The 17,098-nt window shown below is 75.5% G+C and carries 13 protein-coding genes; 8 read left to right on the top strand and 5 right to left on the bottom strand.

All coding sequences use genetic code 11. From position 1 onward, the window contains the following. Nucleotides 1-2,943 (bottom strand): beta-ketoacyl synthase N-terminal-like domain-containing protein (locus tag ACYVO2_RS23950; protein ID WP_461010018.1); only part of this gene is annotated, 2,943 nt, incomplete at its 3' end. 389 nt (nucleotides 2,944-3,332) lie between these two features. Here ACYVO2_RS23950 and ACYVO2_RS23955 point away from each other — a divergent pair. Then, a complete protein-coding gene (locus tag ACYVO2_RS23955) occupies nucleotides 3,333-4,142 on the top strand; it encodes an AfsR/SARP family transcriptional regulator (RefSeq protein WP_461010019.1) in 810 nt (269 codons plus the stop codon). Between the two features lie 37 nt (nucleotides 4,143-4,179). Here the strand turns inward: ACYVO2_RS23955 and ACYVO2_RS23960 are convergent, their stop codons facing one another. Continuing rightward, complete coding sequence (locus tag ACYVO2_RS23960) at nucleotides 4,180-5,193, bottom strand: RluA family pseudouridine synthase (protein ID WP_461010020.1); 1,014 nt, start codon at nucleotides 5,191-5,193, stop codon at nucleotides 4,180-4,182. A 224-nt stretch (nucleotides 5,194-5,417) separates the two neighbouring features. Between ACYVO2_RS23960 and ACYVO2_RS23965 the strand changes: the two genes are divergently transcribed. Then, a complete protein-coding gene (locus ACYVO2_RS23965) occupies nucleotides 5,418-7,316 on the top strand; it encodes a CASTOR/POLLUX-related putative ion channel (protein WP_461010021.1) in 1,899 nt (632 codons plus the stop codon). Nucleotides 7,317-7,393: 77 nt separating this feature from the next. Here the strand turns inward: ACYVO2_RS23965 and ACYVO2_RS23970 are convergent, their stop codons facing one another. Further along, nucleotides 7,394-9,190, bottom strand: a complete 1,797-nt coding sequence (locus ACYVO2_RS23970) for a flavin monoamine oxidase family protein (RefSeq protein WP_461010022.1) — start codon at nucleotides 9,188-9,190, stop codon at nucleotides 7,394-7,396. Nucleotides 9,191-9,409: 219 nt separating this feature from the next. Then, a complete protein-coding gene (locus ACYVO2_RS23975; RefSeq protein ID WP_461010023.1) occupies nucleotides 9,410-10,063 on the bottom strand; it encodes a pentapeptide repeat-containing protein in 654 nt (217 codons plus the stop codon). 194 nt (nucleotides 10,064-10,257) lie between these two features. On the opposite strand from ACYVO2_RS23975, the gene ACYVO2_RS23980 reads away from it, so the two are divergent. Further along, nucleotides 10,258-10,878, top strand: a complete 621-nt coding sequence (locus tag ACYVO2_RS23980; protein WP_461010024.1) for a VanZ family protein — start codon at nucleotides 10,258-10,260, stop codon at nucleotides 10,876-10,878. A 121-nt stretch (nucleotides 10,879-10,999) separates the two neighbouring features. Further along, nucleotides 11,000-11,254: a hypothetical protein gene (locus tag ACYVO2_RS23985; protein ID WP_461010025.1), complete on the top strand. Its 255-nt coding sequence runs from the start codon at nucleotides 11,000-11,002 to the stop codon at nucleotides 11,252-11,254. 13 nt (nucleotides 11,255-11,267) lie between these two features. Here the strand turns inward: ACYVO2_RS23985 and ACYVO2_RS23990 are convergent, their stop codons facing one another. Then, nucleotides 11,268-12,176 carry an NAD(P)-dependent oxidoreductase gene (locus tag ACYVO2_RS23990; RefSeq protein WP_461010026.1) on the bottom strand — a complete coding sequence of 303 codons (909 nt, stop codon included), beginning with the start codon at nucleotides 12,174-12,176 and terminating at the stop codon, nucleotides 11,268-11,270. A gap of 70 nt (nucleotides 12,177-12,246) precedes the next feature. Between ACYVO2_RS23990 and ACYVO2_RS23995 the strand changes: the two genes are divergently transcribed. The 4 genes from ACYVO2_RS23995 to ACYVO2_RS24010 all read left to right on the top strand — a co-directional run bounded on the left by ACYVO2_RS23995 (nucleotide 12,247) and on the right by ACYVO2_RS24010 (nucleotide 16,765). Further along, nucleotides 12,247-12,618, top strand: a complete 372-nt coding sequence (locus ACYVO2_RS23995) for a MerR family transcriptional regulator (protein WP_461010027.1) — start codon at nucleotides 12,247-12,249, stop codon at nucleotides 12,616-12,618. 463 nt (nucleotides 12,619-13,081) lie between these two features. Next, nucleotides 13,082-13,195 (top strand): putative leader peptide, encoded by a 114-nt coding sequence (locus ACYVO2_RS24000; protein WP_461010028.1) that lies wholly within the window; start codon nucleotides 13,082-13,084, stop codon nucleotides 13,193-13,195. Nucleotides 13,196-13,308: 113 nt separating this feature from the next. After that, a complete protein-coding gene (locus tag ACYVO2_RS24005; protein ID WP_461010029.1) occupies nucleotides 13,309-14,193 on the top strand; it encodes a glutathione S-transferase C-terminal domain-containing protein in 885 nt (294 codons plus the stop codon). A 418-nt stretch (nucleotides 14,194-14,611) separates the two neighbouring features. Next, nucleotides 14,612-16,765 carry a glycosyltransferase family 4 protein gene (locus ACYVO2_RS24010; protein WP_461010030.1) on the top strand — a complete coding sequence of 718 codons (2,154 nt, stop codon included), beginning with the start codon at nucleotides 14,612-14,614 and terminating at the stop codon, nucleotides 16,763-16,765. Nucleotides 16,766-17,098 lie beyond the last annotated feature (333 nt).

Below are 17,098 nucleotides of genomic sequence, written 5' to 3' on the forward strand. Positions count from 1 at the left end.
CTTGATCACACCCGCCACACCCGCAGCGGCCTGCGCATGACCGATGTTCGACTTCAACGACCCCAACCACAAAGGACCGCCGTCCCCACGCCCCCGCCCATACGTGGCCAACAACGCCTGCGCCTCGATCGGATCACCCAGCCTCGTCCCCGTCCCATGCGCCTCCACCGCATCCACATCCCCCGGCCCCAACCCCGCACTCGCCAACGCCTGCCGGATCAGCCGGCGTTGGGAGGGTCCGCTGGGCGCGGTGAGGCCGTTGCTCGCGCCGTCCTGGTTCACGGCGGAGCCGCGGACGACGGCGAGGACCGGGTGGCCGTTCCTGCGGGCGTCGGACAGCCGCTCCAGCAGCAGCACGCCCACGCCCTCGCTCCACGCCGTGCCGTCCGCGGACGCCGAGAACGCCTTGCACCGCCCGTCCGGCGCCAGCCCCCGCTGGCGGCTGAACTCGATGAACATGCCGGGGGTGGCCAGCACCGCGACCCCGCAGGCGAGCGCGAGCGCGCACTCGCCCTGCCGGAGCGACTGGCCGGCCAGGTGCAGGGCCGTCAGCGAAGAGGAGCAGGCGGTGTCCACCGTCACCGCGGGGCCTTCGAGGCCGTACACGTAGGACAGCCGCCCGGAGAGCACGCTGACCGTGCTGCCGGTGAGGACGTGGCCCTCCACGCCCGGGGCGGGTTCGTGCATGCGCGGGCCGTAGTCCTGGGCCATCGCGCCGACGAACACGCCGGTCCTGGTGCCGCGCAGTGCCGCCGGGTCGATGCCGGCGCGTTCGAACGCCTCCCAGGAGGTCTCCAGCAGCAGCCGCTGCTGCGGGTCCATCGCCAGGGCCTCGCGGGGGCTGATGCCGAAGAACGCGGCGTCGAACCCGGCCGCGTCGTCGAGGAACCCGCCCTCGCGGACATAGCTCTTCCCCGGCGCCTCCGGGTCGGGGTCGTGGACGGCGGCCAGGTCCCAGCCGCGGTCGGCCGGGAAACCGGTGATGGCGTCGCGGCCTTCGGCGACCAGTTGCCACAGGTCCTCGGGTGAGCGGACGCCGCCGGGATAGCGGCAGGCCATGCCGACGACGGCGAGGGGTTCGCCGTCGTCGGCGGGGATGTGGGGCGCGGCGGTGTCCTCCTCGTCGAGTCCGAGCAGCGCCGCCCTGAGGTGCCCGGCGACCGCGCCCGGGGTGGGGTGGTCGTACACCAGGGTGGCGGGCAGGGCGAGGCCGGTGGCCCTGGCGAGCCGGTCGCGCAGCTCCACCGCGGTCACGGAGTCGAAGCCCAGGTCCTTGAACGGCCGGTCGGCGGCGAGCACGGCCGGGGCGGCGGGGCCGAGCAGGTGCCCGAGGTGGCGCGCGGTCAGGTCGAGCAGGACGCGGCGCTGTTCTGGCTCGGGCATGCCCGGGGTGATCAACGGGTCCGCCGGGCGGGCGTGGTCGGCGTGGAGCTCCGCCAGGCCGGCCAGGAAGCGGTCGGCGCCGCCCTGGTCGCGCCGCAGCGAGCCCACGACGACGGCCCCGTCGCCCGCGCCCGCGTCGTCGAGGGTCTCGCGCACCCCGACGGTCAGCAGGGGGTGCGGGCTGATCTCCACGAAGGCGCGGTGCCCGCGGGCGGCGAGGGCGCGGACGGCGTCCTCGAATCGGACTTCACTGGTGATGTTGCGGCACCAGTAGTCCGCGTCGAGCCCCGTGGTGTCGAACAGGCCACCGGTGAGGGAGGAGTAGAAGGGGATGCCCGAGGGTCGGGGCTCGATGTCGGCGAGTCCGGTGTGCAGCGCCTCGCGGTCGATGGCCAGATCCGGGGAGTGCGCGGCCAGGCCGTTGCTGAGCTTCCTGGCCCGCACCCCGCGCGCCGCCAGGTCCGCGAGGAGTTCACCGACCGCCTCCCGGTCGCCGGCGGCCAGCACCCAGCGGGGCCCGTTGGACCCGGCGAAGTGCAGGCGGCCCGGCCACCGGGCGAGCAGCGGCTCGGCCTCGCGCCGCGACAGCACCAGGGACGCCAGGTCACCGCGGCCCGCCTGCTCGGCCTGGGCCGCGCTCCACAGCGCCACCGCCTTGGCGGCGTCCCGCAGCGAAAGCGCTCCGGCGACGTGGGCGGCGGCCAGCTCGCCCATGCTGTGGCCGACCACGGCGGCGGGTTCCACCCCGCAGGAACGCCAAAGGGCGGACAGCGACACCATCACCGCGAAAAGCGCGGGTTGCACCACGTCCGCGGACTCCAGCGGCGGCGCCCCGGGAACGCCGCGCAGGACGTCCTGCAATTCCCATCCAGTAAACGCTTTCAGTGCCTCGGAACACTCGTGCAGGCTCTCGCGGAACACGGCCGAGGATTCCATGAGATCCAGCGCCATGCCGGGCCACTGGGAGCCCTGTCCGGAAAACACGAAGACGATCCCCGCATCGGCCGGGGCGCATTCCAGGGAGATTCCCCGGCGGCCGCGGCGCAGCAGCCCCGGGATTCGGTTTCCGGAACGCAGGGCGTCGTGTGTCCGGCGGAGCAGGAAAAAGCAGCCGGGATGGGAATCCGCGGGTGCGGTGCCGGTGAGCGCGATATCGCACTCGCCGGCGAGCAGGCTGTCCACGGCCCGTTCCACCGCGGTGAGCGGCGCGGAGTCCGCGGGGGCGAAGGTTGCGGCGGGGCCGCTCAGCCCCAGGGCCTCGGCCAGCTTCTCGGCGGTCCCCGACGGCCCTTCGGCCTGGACGAAGACCCCTGTTCGCCGGTGGCTGACCTGCCCGGAGGCAATTCCCCCGCTTTCCAGGGCCGCCCGTCCGAGTTCCGCGGGCGGGCGGCCCCGGCCGGACGCCTGGGCAATATCGCCGGCGGACGCGCCTTCCGACAGCAGCCGCCACAGCTCCTCGGCAGTGGCCGCCCACGGCAGCCAACAGGCCGTCCCGACGATCGCGACGGAGTCGTTCGTGTTTTCCTGCCGATCGGATGCAATGCATTCGAATTTGCTCAACGAGTGCTCCTTGCACGACTTCCGGAACCGTAGCACGAAGATCTTGGTGAGGGCTTGGAGGCAACTTGGAGGTAACTTGGCGGAGGCGTGGTAAAAATTCACGGAAAGAAATCCGGGGGTTCGCGGGCATTGACGGTGCCCGACCTAAGCGCGGCGGACGCGAAAGCCGTGGCGGGGAGCGTGCGGGCCCGCGCCGAGGCGGGCGCACGCGTACGCCGGGGCGGCGGAACCGCCGAGTGACTCGGCGGGCCCCCTCGGGGCACACTGGCCGTCTTGGCCGGGTAACCGATTCGCGCTTTGATCGGTGCGATGCAGTGCGCCGGCGATGGGTGGTGCGAAATTTCGTGCGCCCATGATCGTCACGTCTTGTGACGGAAGGGTGGCTATCGGTGACTCTCTTCTTCGGTTTACACGTCAGCGTCCTCGGCCCGTTGCAGGTGTGGTCACGGGAGCACCCGGTGAACCTGGGTCCGGCCCGTCAGCGGGCCGTGTTGGCGGCACTGCTGCTGACACCGGGGCGGGCGATGGAACCGGACCGGCTGAAGGAAGCCGTGTGGCCGCGCAAGCCACCACAGGCGGCGATGGCGAACCTCCAGAGCTATGTCTCCAACCTCCGGCGCACCCTGGAGCCCAACAGCCCACCCTGGTACCGCAACCGGATACTGCGGCGGGACCCGGCCGGCTATGTGCTGGACGTGGAGGCGGAGGTGGTCGACGCCTACCGCTTCGAGCGGCTGCTGCGTGAGGGGCGGGGCCTGCTGCATCAGGGGCAGCACCAGTTGGCGAGCCGCACCCTGGGCGAGGCGCTGGCGCTGTGGCGCGGCTCCCCGTACCCGGAGGTGCGCGAGTGCGAGGCGGGCGCCCAGGCGGTGACCCGGCTGGAGGAGCTGCGCCTGCTGGCCCTGGAGAGCCGCTGGGAGGCCGAGCTGGTGCTGGGCAGGGACGCCTCGGTGATCGCCGCGGACGTGGCCAGCCTCAGGCAGCGGTTCCCCACCAGGGAGCGGCTGAGCTGGCTGCTGATGCAGGCCCTGTACCGGGCCGGGCGGCAGGCGGAGGCGCTGCGGGTCTACCACCAGACCCGGACGATGCTGGCCGACGAGTACGGCGTGGACCCCGGGCCCGAGCTCCAGGAGCTGTTCGGCTCGATACTGCGCGGATGCGCGCGGCTGAGCAGCCCCCCGCCGGGGCTGGCCGGGTAGGGCGGGCGGCCGGGCCCCGGAGACGCCGGGGTCCGGTTCAGCCCGCCGGTGCCGCGGCCGCTCCGGGGGTGCCGGACGCGGGGGTGCCGGACGCCGCGGAGGCGCCGTCGCCGGCGCCGTCCTCGTGGCTGCCGTCGGGCCAGGCGGACAGGGTTCTGCGGCTGGTGAAGCGGCGCGGGCGGCCGGTGACCGGGTCGGTGAAGGCCAGCACCCGGGACAGCAGTTGCAGCGGGCGGCTGAAGTCGTCCGGGGCGGGGTCGGTCACACGCGGGTAGACGGGGTCGTTCAGCACGGGCACGCCAAGCCGGTTCATGTGCACCCGCAGTTGGTGGGTGCGCCCGGTGGCGGGCAGCAGCCGGTAGCGGCCGAGCCCGCCGCGCCGTTCGACGAGCTCGACACGGCTGGCGCTGTTGGGCGGTCCCGGCACCTCCCGGGCGGCGATGACCCCGCGCTCCTTGACGATGCGGCTGCGCACCGTGCACGGCAGGGCGAGGTCCGGGTCGTAGGGGGCGACGGCCTCGTACTCCTTGTGCACCGAGCGCTCCTGGAAGAGCGTCTGGTAGGCCCTGCGGTGCTCGGGCCGCACCACGAACATGGCGAGCCCCGCGGTGAGCCGGTCCAGGCGGTGGGCGGGGCTGAGGGCGGGCAGGCCCAGGTCGCGGCGGAGCCGGGCGAGCGCGGTCTCGGTGACGTGCCTGCCGCGCGGCGTGGTGGCCAGGAAGTGCGGCTTGTCCACCACCACGAGCAGCTCGTCGTGGTGGAGGACGTCGAGGCGGAACGGGACCGGCACCTCGTCGGGCGGGTCGCGGTGGAACCACACGAACGCGCCGGGAGTGAACGGGGCGTCGGGGGCGAGCGGCCCGCCGGTGCCGAACACGGCGCCGTCGCGCAGCATGGCGTCGATCCGCGCCGGATCCACCGCGGGGAGCCTGGCCACCAGGTAGTCCCGCAGCGACGTCCACGGGCCGCGGGCGGGCAGCCTCAGCCGGACGGGGTCGATCCCGTCGCGCTGCGGCAGGGGCGCCGGCGGCACCACGGGCTTGCGTCTCACCGGACCAGAGTAGACGGCGGCGCGGCGGCCCCGGCCGGCGGCGCGGGGCCGGTCCGCGGGCGGCGCGGGGGGCGGATCGTGGCGGGGCGGGGGTGCGCGGTGGGGCGGCGGGTGTGCGGGGCCGCGCGGGTGGGCAGGGCTGAGCGTGGCCCGCGGCGGCGAGGCGGTTCCCGGGGTGGGTGCCGCCGCGGGGCGGTGACCGGTTCCATGGGGGGAGCTTCACCATGGCGCAGCGCACGAGCCCGGCCTGGCCGCGGGCGCGGTACTGGTTCGACAAGGCGGTGGCCCGCGGCACCCCGGCGCTGCTCGGCTGGCTGACCCTGGTCTGCCTGGCCGTGGTGACCCCGGCGAGCGTGGTCCTGGTGTGGGCCGACGAGCAGACTCCGGCCTCGCTCTCCGGGCGCGCCGCCGCGGTGTGGCGGAGCGTCGGCGGGACGCTGCGCATCGGCGGCGCGGTCGGCACTCCGGTGTACGTGGCGATGTCGGTGCTGCTCGCCCTGGTGGCGCTGATCTTCGTCTCGACGCTGGTCAGCCTGATCACCACGGGCATCGGCGAGCGTCTGGTGGCGCTGCGGCTGGGCCGCTCGATGGTGCTCGAGGAGCGGCACACCGTGCTGCTGGGCTGGTCCGAGCAGGTCCTGCCGATCGTGTCCGAGCTGGTGGCGGCCAACGCCAACCGGCGCGGTGCGGCCGTCGCGGTCCTGGCGCCGAAGGACAAGGTGGAGATGGAGGACGAGATCGGCACCGCCGTCGGCGACACCGGCGGCACCCGGGTGATCTGCCGCACGGGCTCCACCACCGACCCGGCCGTGCTGACCCGGGTGAGCCCGCGCACCGCCGACGCCGTGCTGGTCCTGCCGCACCCGGGCGAGGACGGGGACACCCAGGTGATCAAGACGCTGCTGGCGCTGGACGCCGCCGTGCCCGACCGCGGCGGGACCGTGGTGGTCGCGGCGGTGCGCGACGCGCGCCACCACGAGGCGGCCGCGCTGGCGGCGGGGCCGGGCGGCCGGGTCCTGAACGTGGACGACATCACCGCCCGGCTGATCGTGCAGACCTCGCGCCAGCCCGGCCTGTCCCTGGTCTACCAGGAGCTGCTCGACTTCGCGGGCGACGAGTTCTACGTCGTCCCGGCGCCGTCCCTGGCCGGCCGCACCTTCGGCGAGGCCCTGCTGGGCTACGCCACCTCCTCGGTGGTGGGCCTGGTGCGCGGGGGCGGCGCCGTCGTCCTCAACCCGCCGCCGTGGACGGTGATCGCGGCGGACGACCTGCTGGTGGTGATCTCCCGGGACGACGACACGGCGGTGCCCGCCGGGCGGCCGCTGCCGGTGGACCACGGTGCCGTCGTCACCGGCGCCCCGCGGACCCCCGGCGCCGAGCGGATCCTGCTGCTCGGCTGGAACCGCCGCGCGCCGCTGATCATCGAGCAGCTCGACCAGTACGTGCGGCACGGATCCACCCTGGACGTCGTGGCCGACGGCGACGACGCCGCGGTCCGGCGCACCGTCGCCGCGGCGGGCGCGGCGGCGGACCGGCTCGCCGTGGCGTTCCACGGCGGGGACACCACGCAGCCGAGGGTGCTGGCCGCCCTGGACGTCCCGTCGTACGACAGCGTGATCGTCCTGGGGGACGACGGCCCGGACGGCGCGGACCCGTCCCGAGCCGACGACCGGACGCTGGTGACGCTGCTGCACCTGCGGGCCCTCCAGACGGCCACGGGCCGGGAGCTGCCGGTGGTCACCGAGCTGCGCGACGACCGCAACCGGCTGCTGGCCCCGGTGCGGGAGGGCGCCGACTTCATCGTCAGCGGGCGGCTGGTCAGCCTGCTGATGACGCAGATCTCCCAGAACCGGCACCTGGCCGACCTGTTCGCGCAGCTCTTCGACGCGGCGGGCAGCGAGATCCACCTCAAGCCCGCCGCCGACTACGTGCCGGTGGGACGGGACGTCGCCTTCGCGACGGTGGTGGAGTCCGCCCGCCGCCGCGGGCAGTGCGCCATCGGCTACCGGCTGCACGCCGCGGCGGGGACCGGCCCGGCGTTCGGGGTGCGGCTCAACCCGGACAAGCGGAGGACGGTGCGGTTCGCGGCCGGGGACAGCGTGATCGTGGTGGCGCCGCAGTAGCGCACGCGCGGGCCGCCGGCCGTGCGCCCGTTCCGCACACGGCCGGCGGCCCGCCGGTCGGCCCCGCCCCGCGGGCGCTACGGCTGCCGGACGACCTCCAGGCAGGTGCGCACCGCGCTCTCCAGCGCCCCCTCGATCCAGGCGGGCTTCAGGCTGGTGTGCTCCCCGGCGAAGTGCACCCGGCCCTCCACGGTCCTGGTCGCCTGGTGGTGCTCGTGCAACTGCCCGGGCGTGAAGATCACCGCCTCGCCCAGCGCGTAGCGGGCGCGGGTCCACGACTGGGTGGCGCCCACGCCCGTGTACTGCTCGTACACCTGGTCGCCGAACATCCGGGCCATGTTGTCCAGCGCGAACGCGTACCGCTCCCCCGGGGTGAGCGAGTCCCAGCGCATCGCGTCGTCCGACCAGGTGTAGGACGCCAGCACCACGCCGCCGTCCGACCCCGGCACGTGGGAGGGGAAGTAGGTGAACCGGTTGGGGCTGTCGGACACGCAGCCGCCGCCGGTGAAGCCGCCGTCGCCCTTCTCCCAGAAGCGGGTCCTGAACTCCAGCAGCACCTTGGTGGCCGAGTCGTAGTGCAGCTCGGTGACGGCCCGCCGCTTCGGGTAGGACAGCAGCGGCTCGAACTCGCAGAACCGCAGCGCGCTGAACGGCACGGTGACGATGGCGCAGTCCCCGTGGAAGGTCTCCTCGGGCGCGGTGGGGGCGCCGTCGCAGGACTCCTCGGTGCCCGACTCGGCGGTGGTGTCGATCCGCACGCCCCGTGCGGTCTGCACCAGCCGGGTCATCCGCCGGCCCATCCTGATGACGTCCTTCAGCGGGGCGGCCAGGGCGTCGGTCATGGCGGCCGTGCCGCCCTCCAGCTCCCAGTAGCGGGAGCCGGGGTTGATCAGGGAGTGGTCCATGAGGGTGGGGAACAGCGAGTAGTGCAGCCGCGAGGTCATGTTCTCCAGCGTCCCGGCCGCCTGGATGCGGGCCAGGTCCCATCCGGCGTGCTCCACCAGGAACCGGTGCGTGGACCAGTCGTCGAAGTCGCGGATGAGCTTCGCCCAGGCTTCGACGCGGCGGGCGACCGGGTCGCCGGCCGGGACGGTGACGTCCGCCAGGGCGCGGTCCACGGCCTGGGCCATCGTGGTGTCCACGGCGGCGCCGAACGTGCGGTTGACCGGGCCGGGGTTGGCCGCGTACTGGGCCCTGGTGACGCGCTTGCCGTTGACCTGGACCAAGGTGCGCCGGACCGCCTGCGGGGCCTGGAAGTCGGTGCCGGGCCCGTTGCGCCAGGTCTCCCCGGTGAACGCCTTGTACACGACCGGGGGCCGCTTGCCGCTGGGGCCGTCGCCGGGCTTGATGTCGGCGTTGTAGAACAGCCGCCGCTTCAGGCCGAGTTTGTCGGTGAGGGCGAGCACCATGGGGTGGACGTCGGGCAGGCGCATCGCGCCGGCCTCCGCGTACAGGCTCCGGTCCTCGAAGACGCCGCGGAAGGTCTTGATCCGTCCGCCGACCCGGTTGCCGTTGGCCTCGATGACGGTGACGTGGTGCCCGGCCCGGCGCAGCAGCGTGGCGGCGACGAGCCCGGCGACGCCCGCGCCGACCACGAGGACCTTCTTGGGGCTGGTGGTCTTCGGCAGGCCCTCGTCGATGAGGACGCGCAGGTACTCCAGGGTGAGGTCCTGGTCCTTGTCCCCGACCATGCAGATCTCGCGGGCCAGCTCGCGGCTGTTGTCGGCGGCGCGGGCCCCGGCGGCCAGGTTGACCTGGGGGGCGACGGGCGCGGCGGCGGACCTGCCGGCGGGCAGCAGGGCTCCGGTGGCGGTGAGGGCGGTGGCGCCCAGGAACCCGCGACGCCCGATGGCGTGAGAGGAGTGCGATGTCATGCCGCAGGACGCTAGGAACCACCCAACCGGGGCAATGATCGTAATAGCGTATGGATCGTTGGATAAGGGCCCCGGAAAGTCCCCCGGACGAGTTAACAGTGATGCGGCCAAACCCACTCATCAGAGTGAAAACGTCGGGTGAAGGGCGCTGGCGCCGCGCCGTTCAGGGGGTTCGTGGTTCAACGCGCCGCGCCGCGGCTTGCGGGGGCATCGCCGGGTTCAGCGGTCCGACACCGTGATGCCGAGGGCGCGGGCCAGCTCAGGGGCGAGGCCGATCAGTTGGGCGCCGGTGATCGTCGCGCCCTTCAGGGCGTCGTGGCCCGAGGTGAGGGCGAGCCGGGTGGCGTCGCGCAGATCGACGTCCTTCAGGCGCGCCCGGTCCAGCCGCACCCCGTCCAGGGCGGAGCCGGGGAACGCCACGCCGGTGAGGGCGGCCCCGCCGAGGTCCACGTCGCGCAGCAGGCAGTCCACGAAGGTGACGTCCCTCAGCTCGGCGCCCCGGGCGTTGACCGACTGGAACTTGCACTGGTGGAAGACCACGCGGCGCATGGTGGCGCCGAAGACCTCCGTCCCGGCGAACGCCCCCGCGGCGACCTCGGCGTCCAGCCAGTCGGTCTCGGCCAGGTCCGTGCCCACCCAGCGCACCCCGTGCTGCCACACGTCGTTGAACCGGGCCCGCCGCAGGCGCCCGCCGGAGAACAGCACCGAGGAGAACGCGCACTCAAGGAAGCGGGCGCTGCCGCCGTCGGCCTCCTCGAACACGGCTCCTTCGACATGCACGGCGTCGTAGCTCCCCTCCCGCTCCAGCGGGCCGCGCAGCGGCCTCAGATGACGGGCGTACGGCAGGTCGGCGAGGTCACGGGGCGTCGGCACGGCGGCTCTTCCTGACGGGGACGGCTTCCGTGCGCACTGTAGGGGCGGCCACCGACATTCGCCGGGCGGAGCCAGGGGTGCCGGGCCGGGCGCCGGGTAGCCGCGTCAGTGACCGGCCGGGGCGGCGGCGCGGCGAGGGCCGGCACCCGCCCCGCGAACCGCCGGCGGCACCGGAACACCGGAAGGAGGGGCGCGTGGTGTCCTACGGATCCGCCCGCGCATGGCCGTACCGCTCCCGAGGACGACACGCCGCCGATCCCGCGGCGAAGGCGGGACCCGACGGCGGGCCCGGCACCGAGGAGGCGGCCGGGCCGCCCCGGTTGCAGCGCGCCACCCTCGGCTCCCGGGTGGCGCGGGCGCTGGTGATGCTGGTGGCGTTCGTGTCCATGGTGGCCTTCGCGGTGGTGCTCGCCCGGGCCACCCTGGTGCCCTCGCCCGGCTCCTCGGACCTGGTGCACACCAACCTGCACCCCGGCGCGTCGCTGCGCGCCTATCTGGACCAGCCCGACCGGGCCGACACCGTCAAGCAGGTCGGCGGCAACATCCTGCTCGGCGTGCCGTTCGGGATCCTGCTGCCGGTGCTCATGCCCAGGGCGCGCGGCGCGCTGCGGGTGGTGGCGGTCGTCGCGCTGGTGATGGTGTGCGTGGAGCTGGCGCAGGGGCTGCTCGTCGAGGGCCGCGCGTTCGACATCGACGACGTCATCCTCAACACCACCGGCGCCCTCCTCGGCTACGTCCTGGCCGGCCGCCGCCTCGGCCGGGCGGTGCACCCGCGCCGCCGGCACTGGTGGCACCGTCTGCGGCGTCCGGCATGATGGCGCCATGACGCCCGCAAACGCCGAGTGGATCACCATCGCCTCCTACGAGAACCTGCCGGGCCGCCCGGACCCCCTGGCGGCGGCGCGCGCTTGACTGCGTGACCGCGGCGTCGACTGGATGCCGTTCCGCGACGACGAGCTGCGCTGGGACCTGGCCTGCGGGATCGGGCCCGACGGGCACTGGCACGGCTGGTTCGGCGTCCGGGTGCGCGCCGACGCGCTGCGGCGGCTCGGGCTGCACCCCGCCCAGCCGTCCTCCCGGGTCGCCGGGCCCCCGCCGCCCGGCTGGTGGCACGCCGCGGCGGAGCTGCGGTTCCGGCGGGGCGGCCGGGCCGGGCCGGGTGGTGCGGGCCACGGGCACGGCGCCGGCTGACGGGCGCCCGGGCTCAGCGGGCGCCGGCCTCCCGGCCCAGGACCTCCGTCAGGCGGGCGAGCCCGTCGTCGCCGTGCCCGGCGTCGATCGCCCGCCGGGCCATGGCCAGGGCGGCGTCGAGCGTGCCGGTGTCCAGGCCGCGCGCCCGCGCGGTGTGCACGATGTGCTCCATGCCCGCCGCGGCCGACCGCAGGTTGGCCTCGTCGCCCGGGTACCGCCCGGCGTCGAGGTCCCCGGCGATCTCGGTGATGGTGTCGGGCAGCAGGTCGCCGATGCCCCGGGCGAACGCGGCGAACTCCTTCGCCCCGATGCCCTCGGCCGCGGCCAGCGCGTAGCCGTGCGCGATGCCCGCGACGGCGGTCCACCAGATGTCGAGCAGCGCCACGTCGTGGGCGGCGGCGCGGCCCGGGTCGGCGCCCAGGTGGGTGGCCGTGCCGCCGAGGCTCGCCAGGGTCGGCCGGTGCGCCTCGTAGACGTCCTCCGGGCCGCTGTAGAGGAAGACCGCGGAGGGCCCGCCGATGGTGGTGGTCGGCGTCATGATCGATCCGTCGAGGTAGTCGACGCCGTGCCCGGCGGCCCACTCCGCCATCGCCCGGGCCCGGTCCGGGGAGTCCGCGGTGAGGTTCACCAGCGTCCGCCCTTTCAGCGCCGCGGCGGCGGGCGAGACGATCGCCTCGACCGCGGTGTAGTCCATGACGCACACCACGGTCAGCGGCGAGGCCGCGACCGCGGCGGCCGCGGAGTCCGCCAGGACAGCGCCCCGTTCGACCAGGGCGGCGGCCTTGGACGCCGTGCGGTTCCACACGGTCGTGGGGTGGCCGCTGCTCAGGAAGGCGCGGGCGAGCGCCTGCCCCATCGGGCCGAGGCCGAGGACCGTCACCGGGGCAGCGTTCGTGCTCGTGTTCGAAGTAGGGGTCGTCATGCGGGTTAAGCTAAAGCCTCACGTCGACGTGAGAGTCAAGCCGACTCGGCCTGGTGGGACGGGGGTTGGAGTGCGGATCGGGGAACTGGCGCGGCGGACGGGCGTAAGCGTGCGGGCCCTGCGCTACTACGAGGAGCAGGGGCTGCTGCGGCCGCGGCGCGGGCCCAGCGGATACCGCGAGTACACCGAGGCGGACGTGCGCACCGTGCGGCATGTGCGCATCCTGCTCGCCGCCGGGCTTGGCACCGCCGTCATCGCCGATGTGCTGCCCTGCATGGTGGAGGACGGCGGCATCCTGGCGCCCGCCTGCGCGGAGCTGACGCCGGCCCTGGAGAAGGAGCGGGACCGCATCGCCGGCGCCATCGCGGAGCTGGAGTCCGCCCGCGCCCTGCTGGAGACCATCATCGCCGCCCCGCCCGCCACCGCCGCCTGCGCGGGTTAGGGCGCGCCCGGGGCCCTCGCGTGCGCCGGTCCCCTGCGGGCGCCGCCGGGCGGCCGGGGTCCGCCGGGTGCGGCCGGGCCAGGGCGTGTGACTGCCGCAGCCGGAACCCGGGCGGGCCCGAGGCGAGGCGGGCCGTCCGCCACGGCCGTGGACACCTCCGGCCTGCCGCTGCCCGAGCAGATCGAGCAGTTGCGCCGCTTCGCCGAGGGAGGTCGCCCCCGTCCTCCGCCGGGAGGCGCCCACCACGCTGTGGGCGCCGCCGGGGACCGCGTCCTGACGGCGGGGCCGGGCGCGCACCGGCCGGCGTGCGCCGCGGGTCGGCGGCGCCGTTCCCGGTCGCCGCCCGGGGCCGGACTCCCCCGCACCGCCCACCATGCGAGAACACCCGCCAGCCGCCCTTGACTGGGTGTCGGGCCCGCTCGACACTCCGAGGTGGGGAACCCTCGCGAACAGGTGGGACGTCATGGCGCGCAACGCACTCGGCACCGGCCGTGCGGCTCGTTCCCCGCTGCTGCTGACCTCCCGCCGGCACATCGACCTGCTGCGCGTGTGCAGCGCGGGCAGCCGCGCCCGCTGACAGCCGCGGCCCCGTCCGCCGCCCCGCGGGCAGCCTCCGCCCGCACCCGCGCCCTTCGCGCGCCCGCGCCCTCGCGCCTTCAGTGACCAGCCGCCCAGGTCCCAGGGAGACACATGTCCGCCACACCCTCCGCCGTGCCGTCCACGCCGTGTCCGCCGCCGTTCCGGGGGCGGATCGGGCCGGACGCGCGCAGCGGCCACTACGCCGTGCCGCGCCGCTACCGCCTCCACCTGTCCCCGTCGGGCCCCGACTGCCTGCGGATCGCCGTCACCCACGACCTGCTCGGGCTCGACGGCGCGGTCCCGGTGACGACGCTGCCCGCCGTGCCCGACGCGCCCGGGGGCGGGTACCTGGCGCTGCGCCCGCTGTACGAGGCCAGCGCCCACCGCTACCAGGGGCCGACCGCCGCGCCCGTGCTCGCCGACGACTGGACCGGCCGGATCGTCAGCACCTGCGCCCCCGACATCCTGCGCGACCTCGCCCGCAGGTTCGCCGCACCCGGCGCCCCCGAGCTGCACCCGCACGACGACGAGCCGCGGATCCGGGCGGTCGAGCTGCTGTGCGCGCAGGGCGTCAACGAGGCCGCGCAGCAGGCCGGGCGGCCCGGCGCGGACCCCGAGGCGCGCGAGGCCGCCCTGGGCACCGTCCTGCACTCCCTGGACGTGCTGAACCGCGCGCTCGCCCAGCGGGAGTACGTCCTCGGGGACCGGCTGACCGCCGCCGACGTGGCGGTGTGGGTGGCCCTGGTGCGGCTGGACACCGTGCACCGCTGGCACCTGGACGCCGCCGCCGTGCACCACCTCGCCGCGTACTCCCACGTGTGGGCCCATGCCCGGCGGCTGGCCGCCCGTCCGGCCTTCGGCGCCCATCTCGACCTGGACGGCATCGCCCGCAGGCACCACGCCCACTGCCGCGGCCTGGAGGCGGCCGGCGCCGCGGTGCGCATCGTCGAGTGGCCCGAGCCCGCCCCGCCCCGGGTGGCGGCCGGGACGGGGTGAGCCGCCGGCCCGGCCCCGGGCGCCCTCCCCCGGCCGACGGCGGCCACGGGGGCGGGCGGCACCCGTTCGGGCTCGGCCGGACGGGCGATTTTCGGCCGACCTTTTCCGACGGCGGGCGGCGGCCGCCCGGGTGAGCCGCCGTCAGCCCGCGGGTCCGCGCCTCCTCCGCCGGTGGGCACGGGCCCGCCACCGCGTCGGGTGCGGCGGATCCGCGCCCCGCCGCACCCGACATGCCGGACCGATGGAAGTCGGCCAGACTTCACACGACGGCAACCTCTTCGCCGCCTGGCCGTCTTACCTGCCGGGACGACCGGCCCGCCACGGCGCCGTCGCAGCTCCCCGAGCACAGCCACCCGACACCCGGAACACCCGAGGGGAGGCCGTCGCGGCAGGCAGCGGACGCCGCGCGCGGACCGCCATGAAGATTTCCTTCCTTCTGCACAACGCCTACGGCATCGGCGGCACCATACGGTCGACGTTCAACGTCGCCGGCGCCCTGGCCGCGCACCACTCGGTGCGGATCGTGACGCTGATGCGCACCGCGGACGCTCCCGCGCTGCCGCTGGACCCGGCCGTCCGGCTGACACCGCTGATCGACCTGCGCGCGGGCGCCAAGCCGAACGACGTCGGCGACCCGCTGCTCGACCAGCCGTCCGCCCTCGTCCCCGCGGCCGAGAGCAACGGCACCAAGACCTTCAACGCCCTCACCGACCAGCGGCTCGCCGCGCACCTCGCCGCCAGCGACGCCGACGTGGTGATCGCCACCCGCCCCGGCCTGGTGCTCTGCCTGGCCGAGTACGGGCAGGGCCGCGGCTACCTGCGCATCGGCCAGGAGCACCGGCTCTACACCACCCACGCCCCCGAGCTGCGCGCCGCCTGCGACGCGGCCATCGCCCGCCTGGACGCCCACACCGCCGTCTCGGAGGCCGACGCGGCCACGCACCGCGCCCACCTGCCCGGCCTCACCACCCGTCTGGCCGCGCTGCCCAACGCCGTCCCGGCCACCGACGTCGAACCCTCCGACGGCTCCGCCAAGCTCGTGGTGGCCGCGGGCCGGCTGATCCCCGTCAAGCGGTACGACCTGCTGGTCGGCGCGTGGGCCACCGTCGCGGCCAAGCACCCCGACTGGCGCCTGCGCATCTACGGCCGCGGCCCCCAGCAGTCCGTGCTGCGGGCCCGCATCGACGAGCTGGGGCTCGCCGACCACATCACCCTCATGGGCGCCCACGCCCCCATCGAGACCGAGTGGGCCAAGGGGTCGATCGCCGCCGTGACCTCCAACGAGGAGTCGTTCGGCATGACGATCGTGGAGGCCATGCACTGCGGCGTCCCCGTGGTCGCCACCGACTGCCCGCACGGGCCCGGCGAGATCATCACCGACGGCAAGGACGGCCTGCTCGTCCCCGTCGGCGACCCGGACGGCATCGCGGCGGGGCTGCTGTCGCTCATCGAGGACCCGCAGTTGCGCCGCTCCATGGGCGCCGCCGCCCGGGTGTCGGCCCAGCGGTACGCGCCGCGGCGGGTGGCCGCCGCCTACGAGCGGCTCATCGGCGAACTGCGGCCCGAACTGCTCCGGCAGGAGCCGTCCGCCCCGCCCGAGCAGGGCGGACAGGGCGGACGGAGCGACCGGGGGGCGAGCGGCGGCCACGGGCCGCGCGGGCTGCGCGCGGCCTCCCGGGGCGCCCTCGAGGCGCTGCTGCGCGGCCCGCTGGGGCGGCGCGGCCCGGCGAAGGCACCGGCCCCGGCGCGCCCGGCGAGGAAGCCGTCCGCGCGTCCCGCCGCCTCCTGCCGCGTCGACGCCGACGGCCGCCTGCTGGTCCTGGTGGACCCGGCGGGCCCGCACGGCGAGGAGCCCGCCCTGATCCTCACCCGCCGTCACCACGACGACGCCGTGCGGCTGCCGCTGCACCCCCCGGGCGAAGCGGACGGGCGGACGCCGTGGCGGGCAGTGCTGGACCGCGACACCCTCACCCTCGCCGAGGGCCGCTGGGACCTGCACGTCACCGGCCCGCGCGACACCCGCCGCCGCCTGGTGTGCCGCTACGCCGAGGGCCGGGGGCTGCTCGGCCGCACACCGGCGCACCAAGCGCCCTTCTCCTGGTGGATCCCCTACCCGACGGTGCACGGCCACCTGTCGCTGCGCACCTGGCACCGCCCGGCCCACGCCGAGGCCGAGCGCATCCACACCGACACCGTCGCGCTCAGCGTGGCGGGCACCGTGTACGGCGCCGCGCTCGACCCCGCGGTCCCCGCCACCGTCCGGGCCACGCCGCGGCTGGCGGCGGACCGCCCCTTCGAGGCCGCCGTCTCCGCGCTCGGGGACAACCGGTTCCGCTTCACGGTCCCCCTGGAGCTGGTGCGCGCCGCGCGCGGCGAGGGCGGGTCCGACGAGGCCCCGGTGTGGGACCTGGCGCTCGACCTGGGCGGGCGCGCGCCGGTGCGGGTCGGCCGGATCCTCGGCGACGTCGTGGACCGCAACAAGACCGACCTCCACCCCGCCGTCGCCGGGGTGCGCCCGTATCTGACGAAGGCCGCCAACCTGGCCGTCACCCTCCCGGTCGGCTCCGCCTGACCCGGTCACCTGGGCGCGGCCCGCGGCGCCCGCCGCGGGCCGCGCGCACGGTGCCGGTGGGCGCCGCCCGGAGGGCGAACCGGGTGCGTGACCGCGCCGCGGCGCCGATGTCGCCGCGATCACCGGTGATCCGGTCCGCTACTATCCGCACCCGGAAGCGGTGACCGCACCGCCTCCTCGACCTGACGCTCGACGGCGTACGCGCCCGGTGAGCGAAGCCCCATATCGTGTGCGTTCGCGCGGCACGGTGAAGTCCGCCGGGGCGCTCCGTTCGGCGGGGCCGTCCGGCGGCGGCCCGGCCGTCGCGCGCGTCCAGTCGCCGCAGTAGCCGTC

Source organism: Streptomyces capparidis (genome assembly GCF_054782095.1).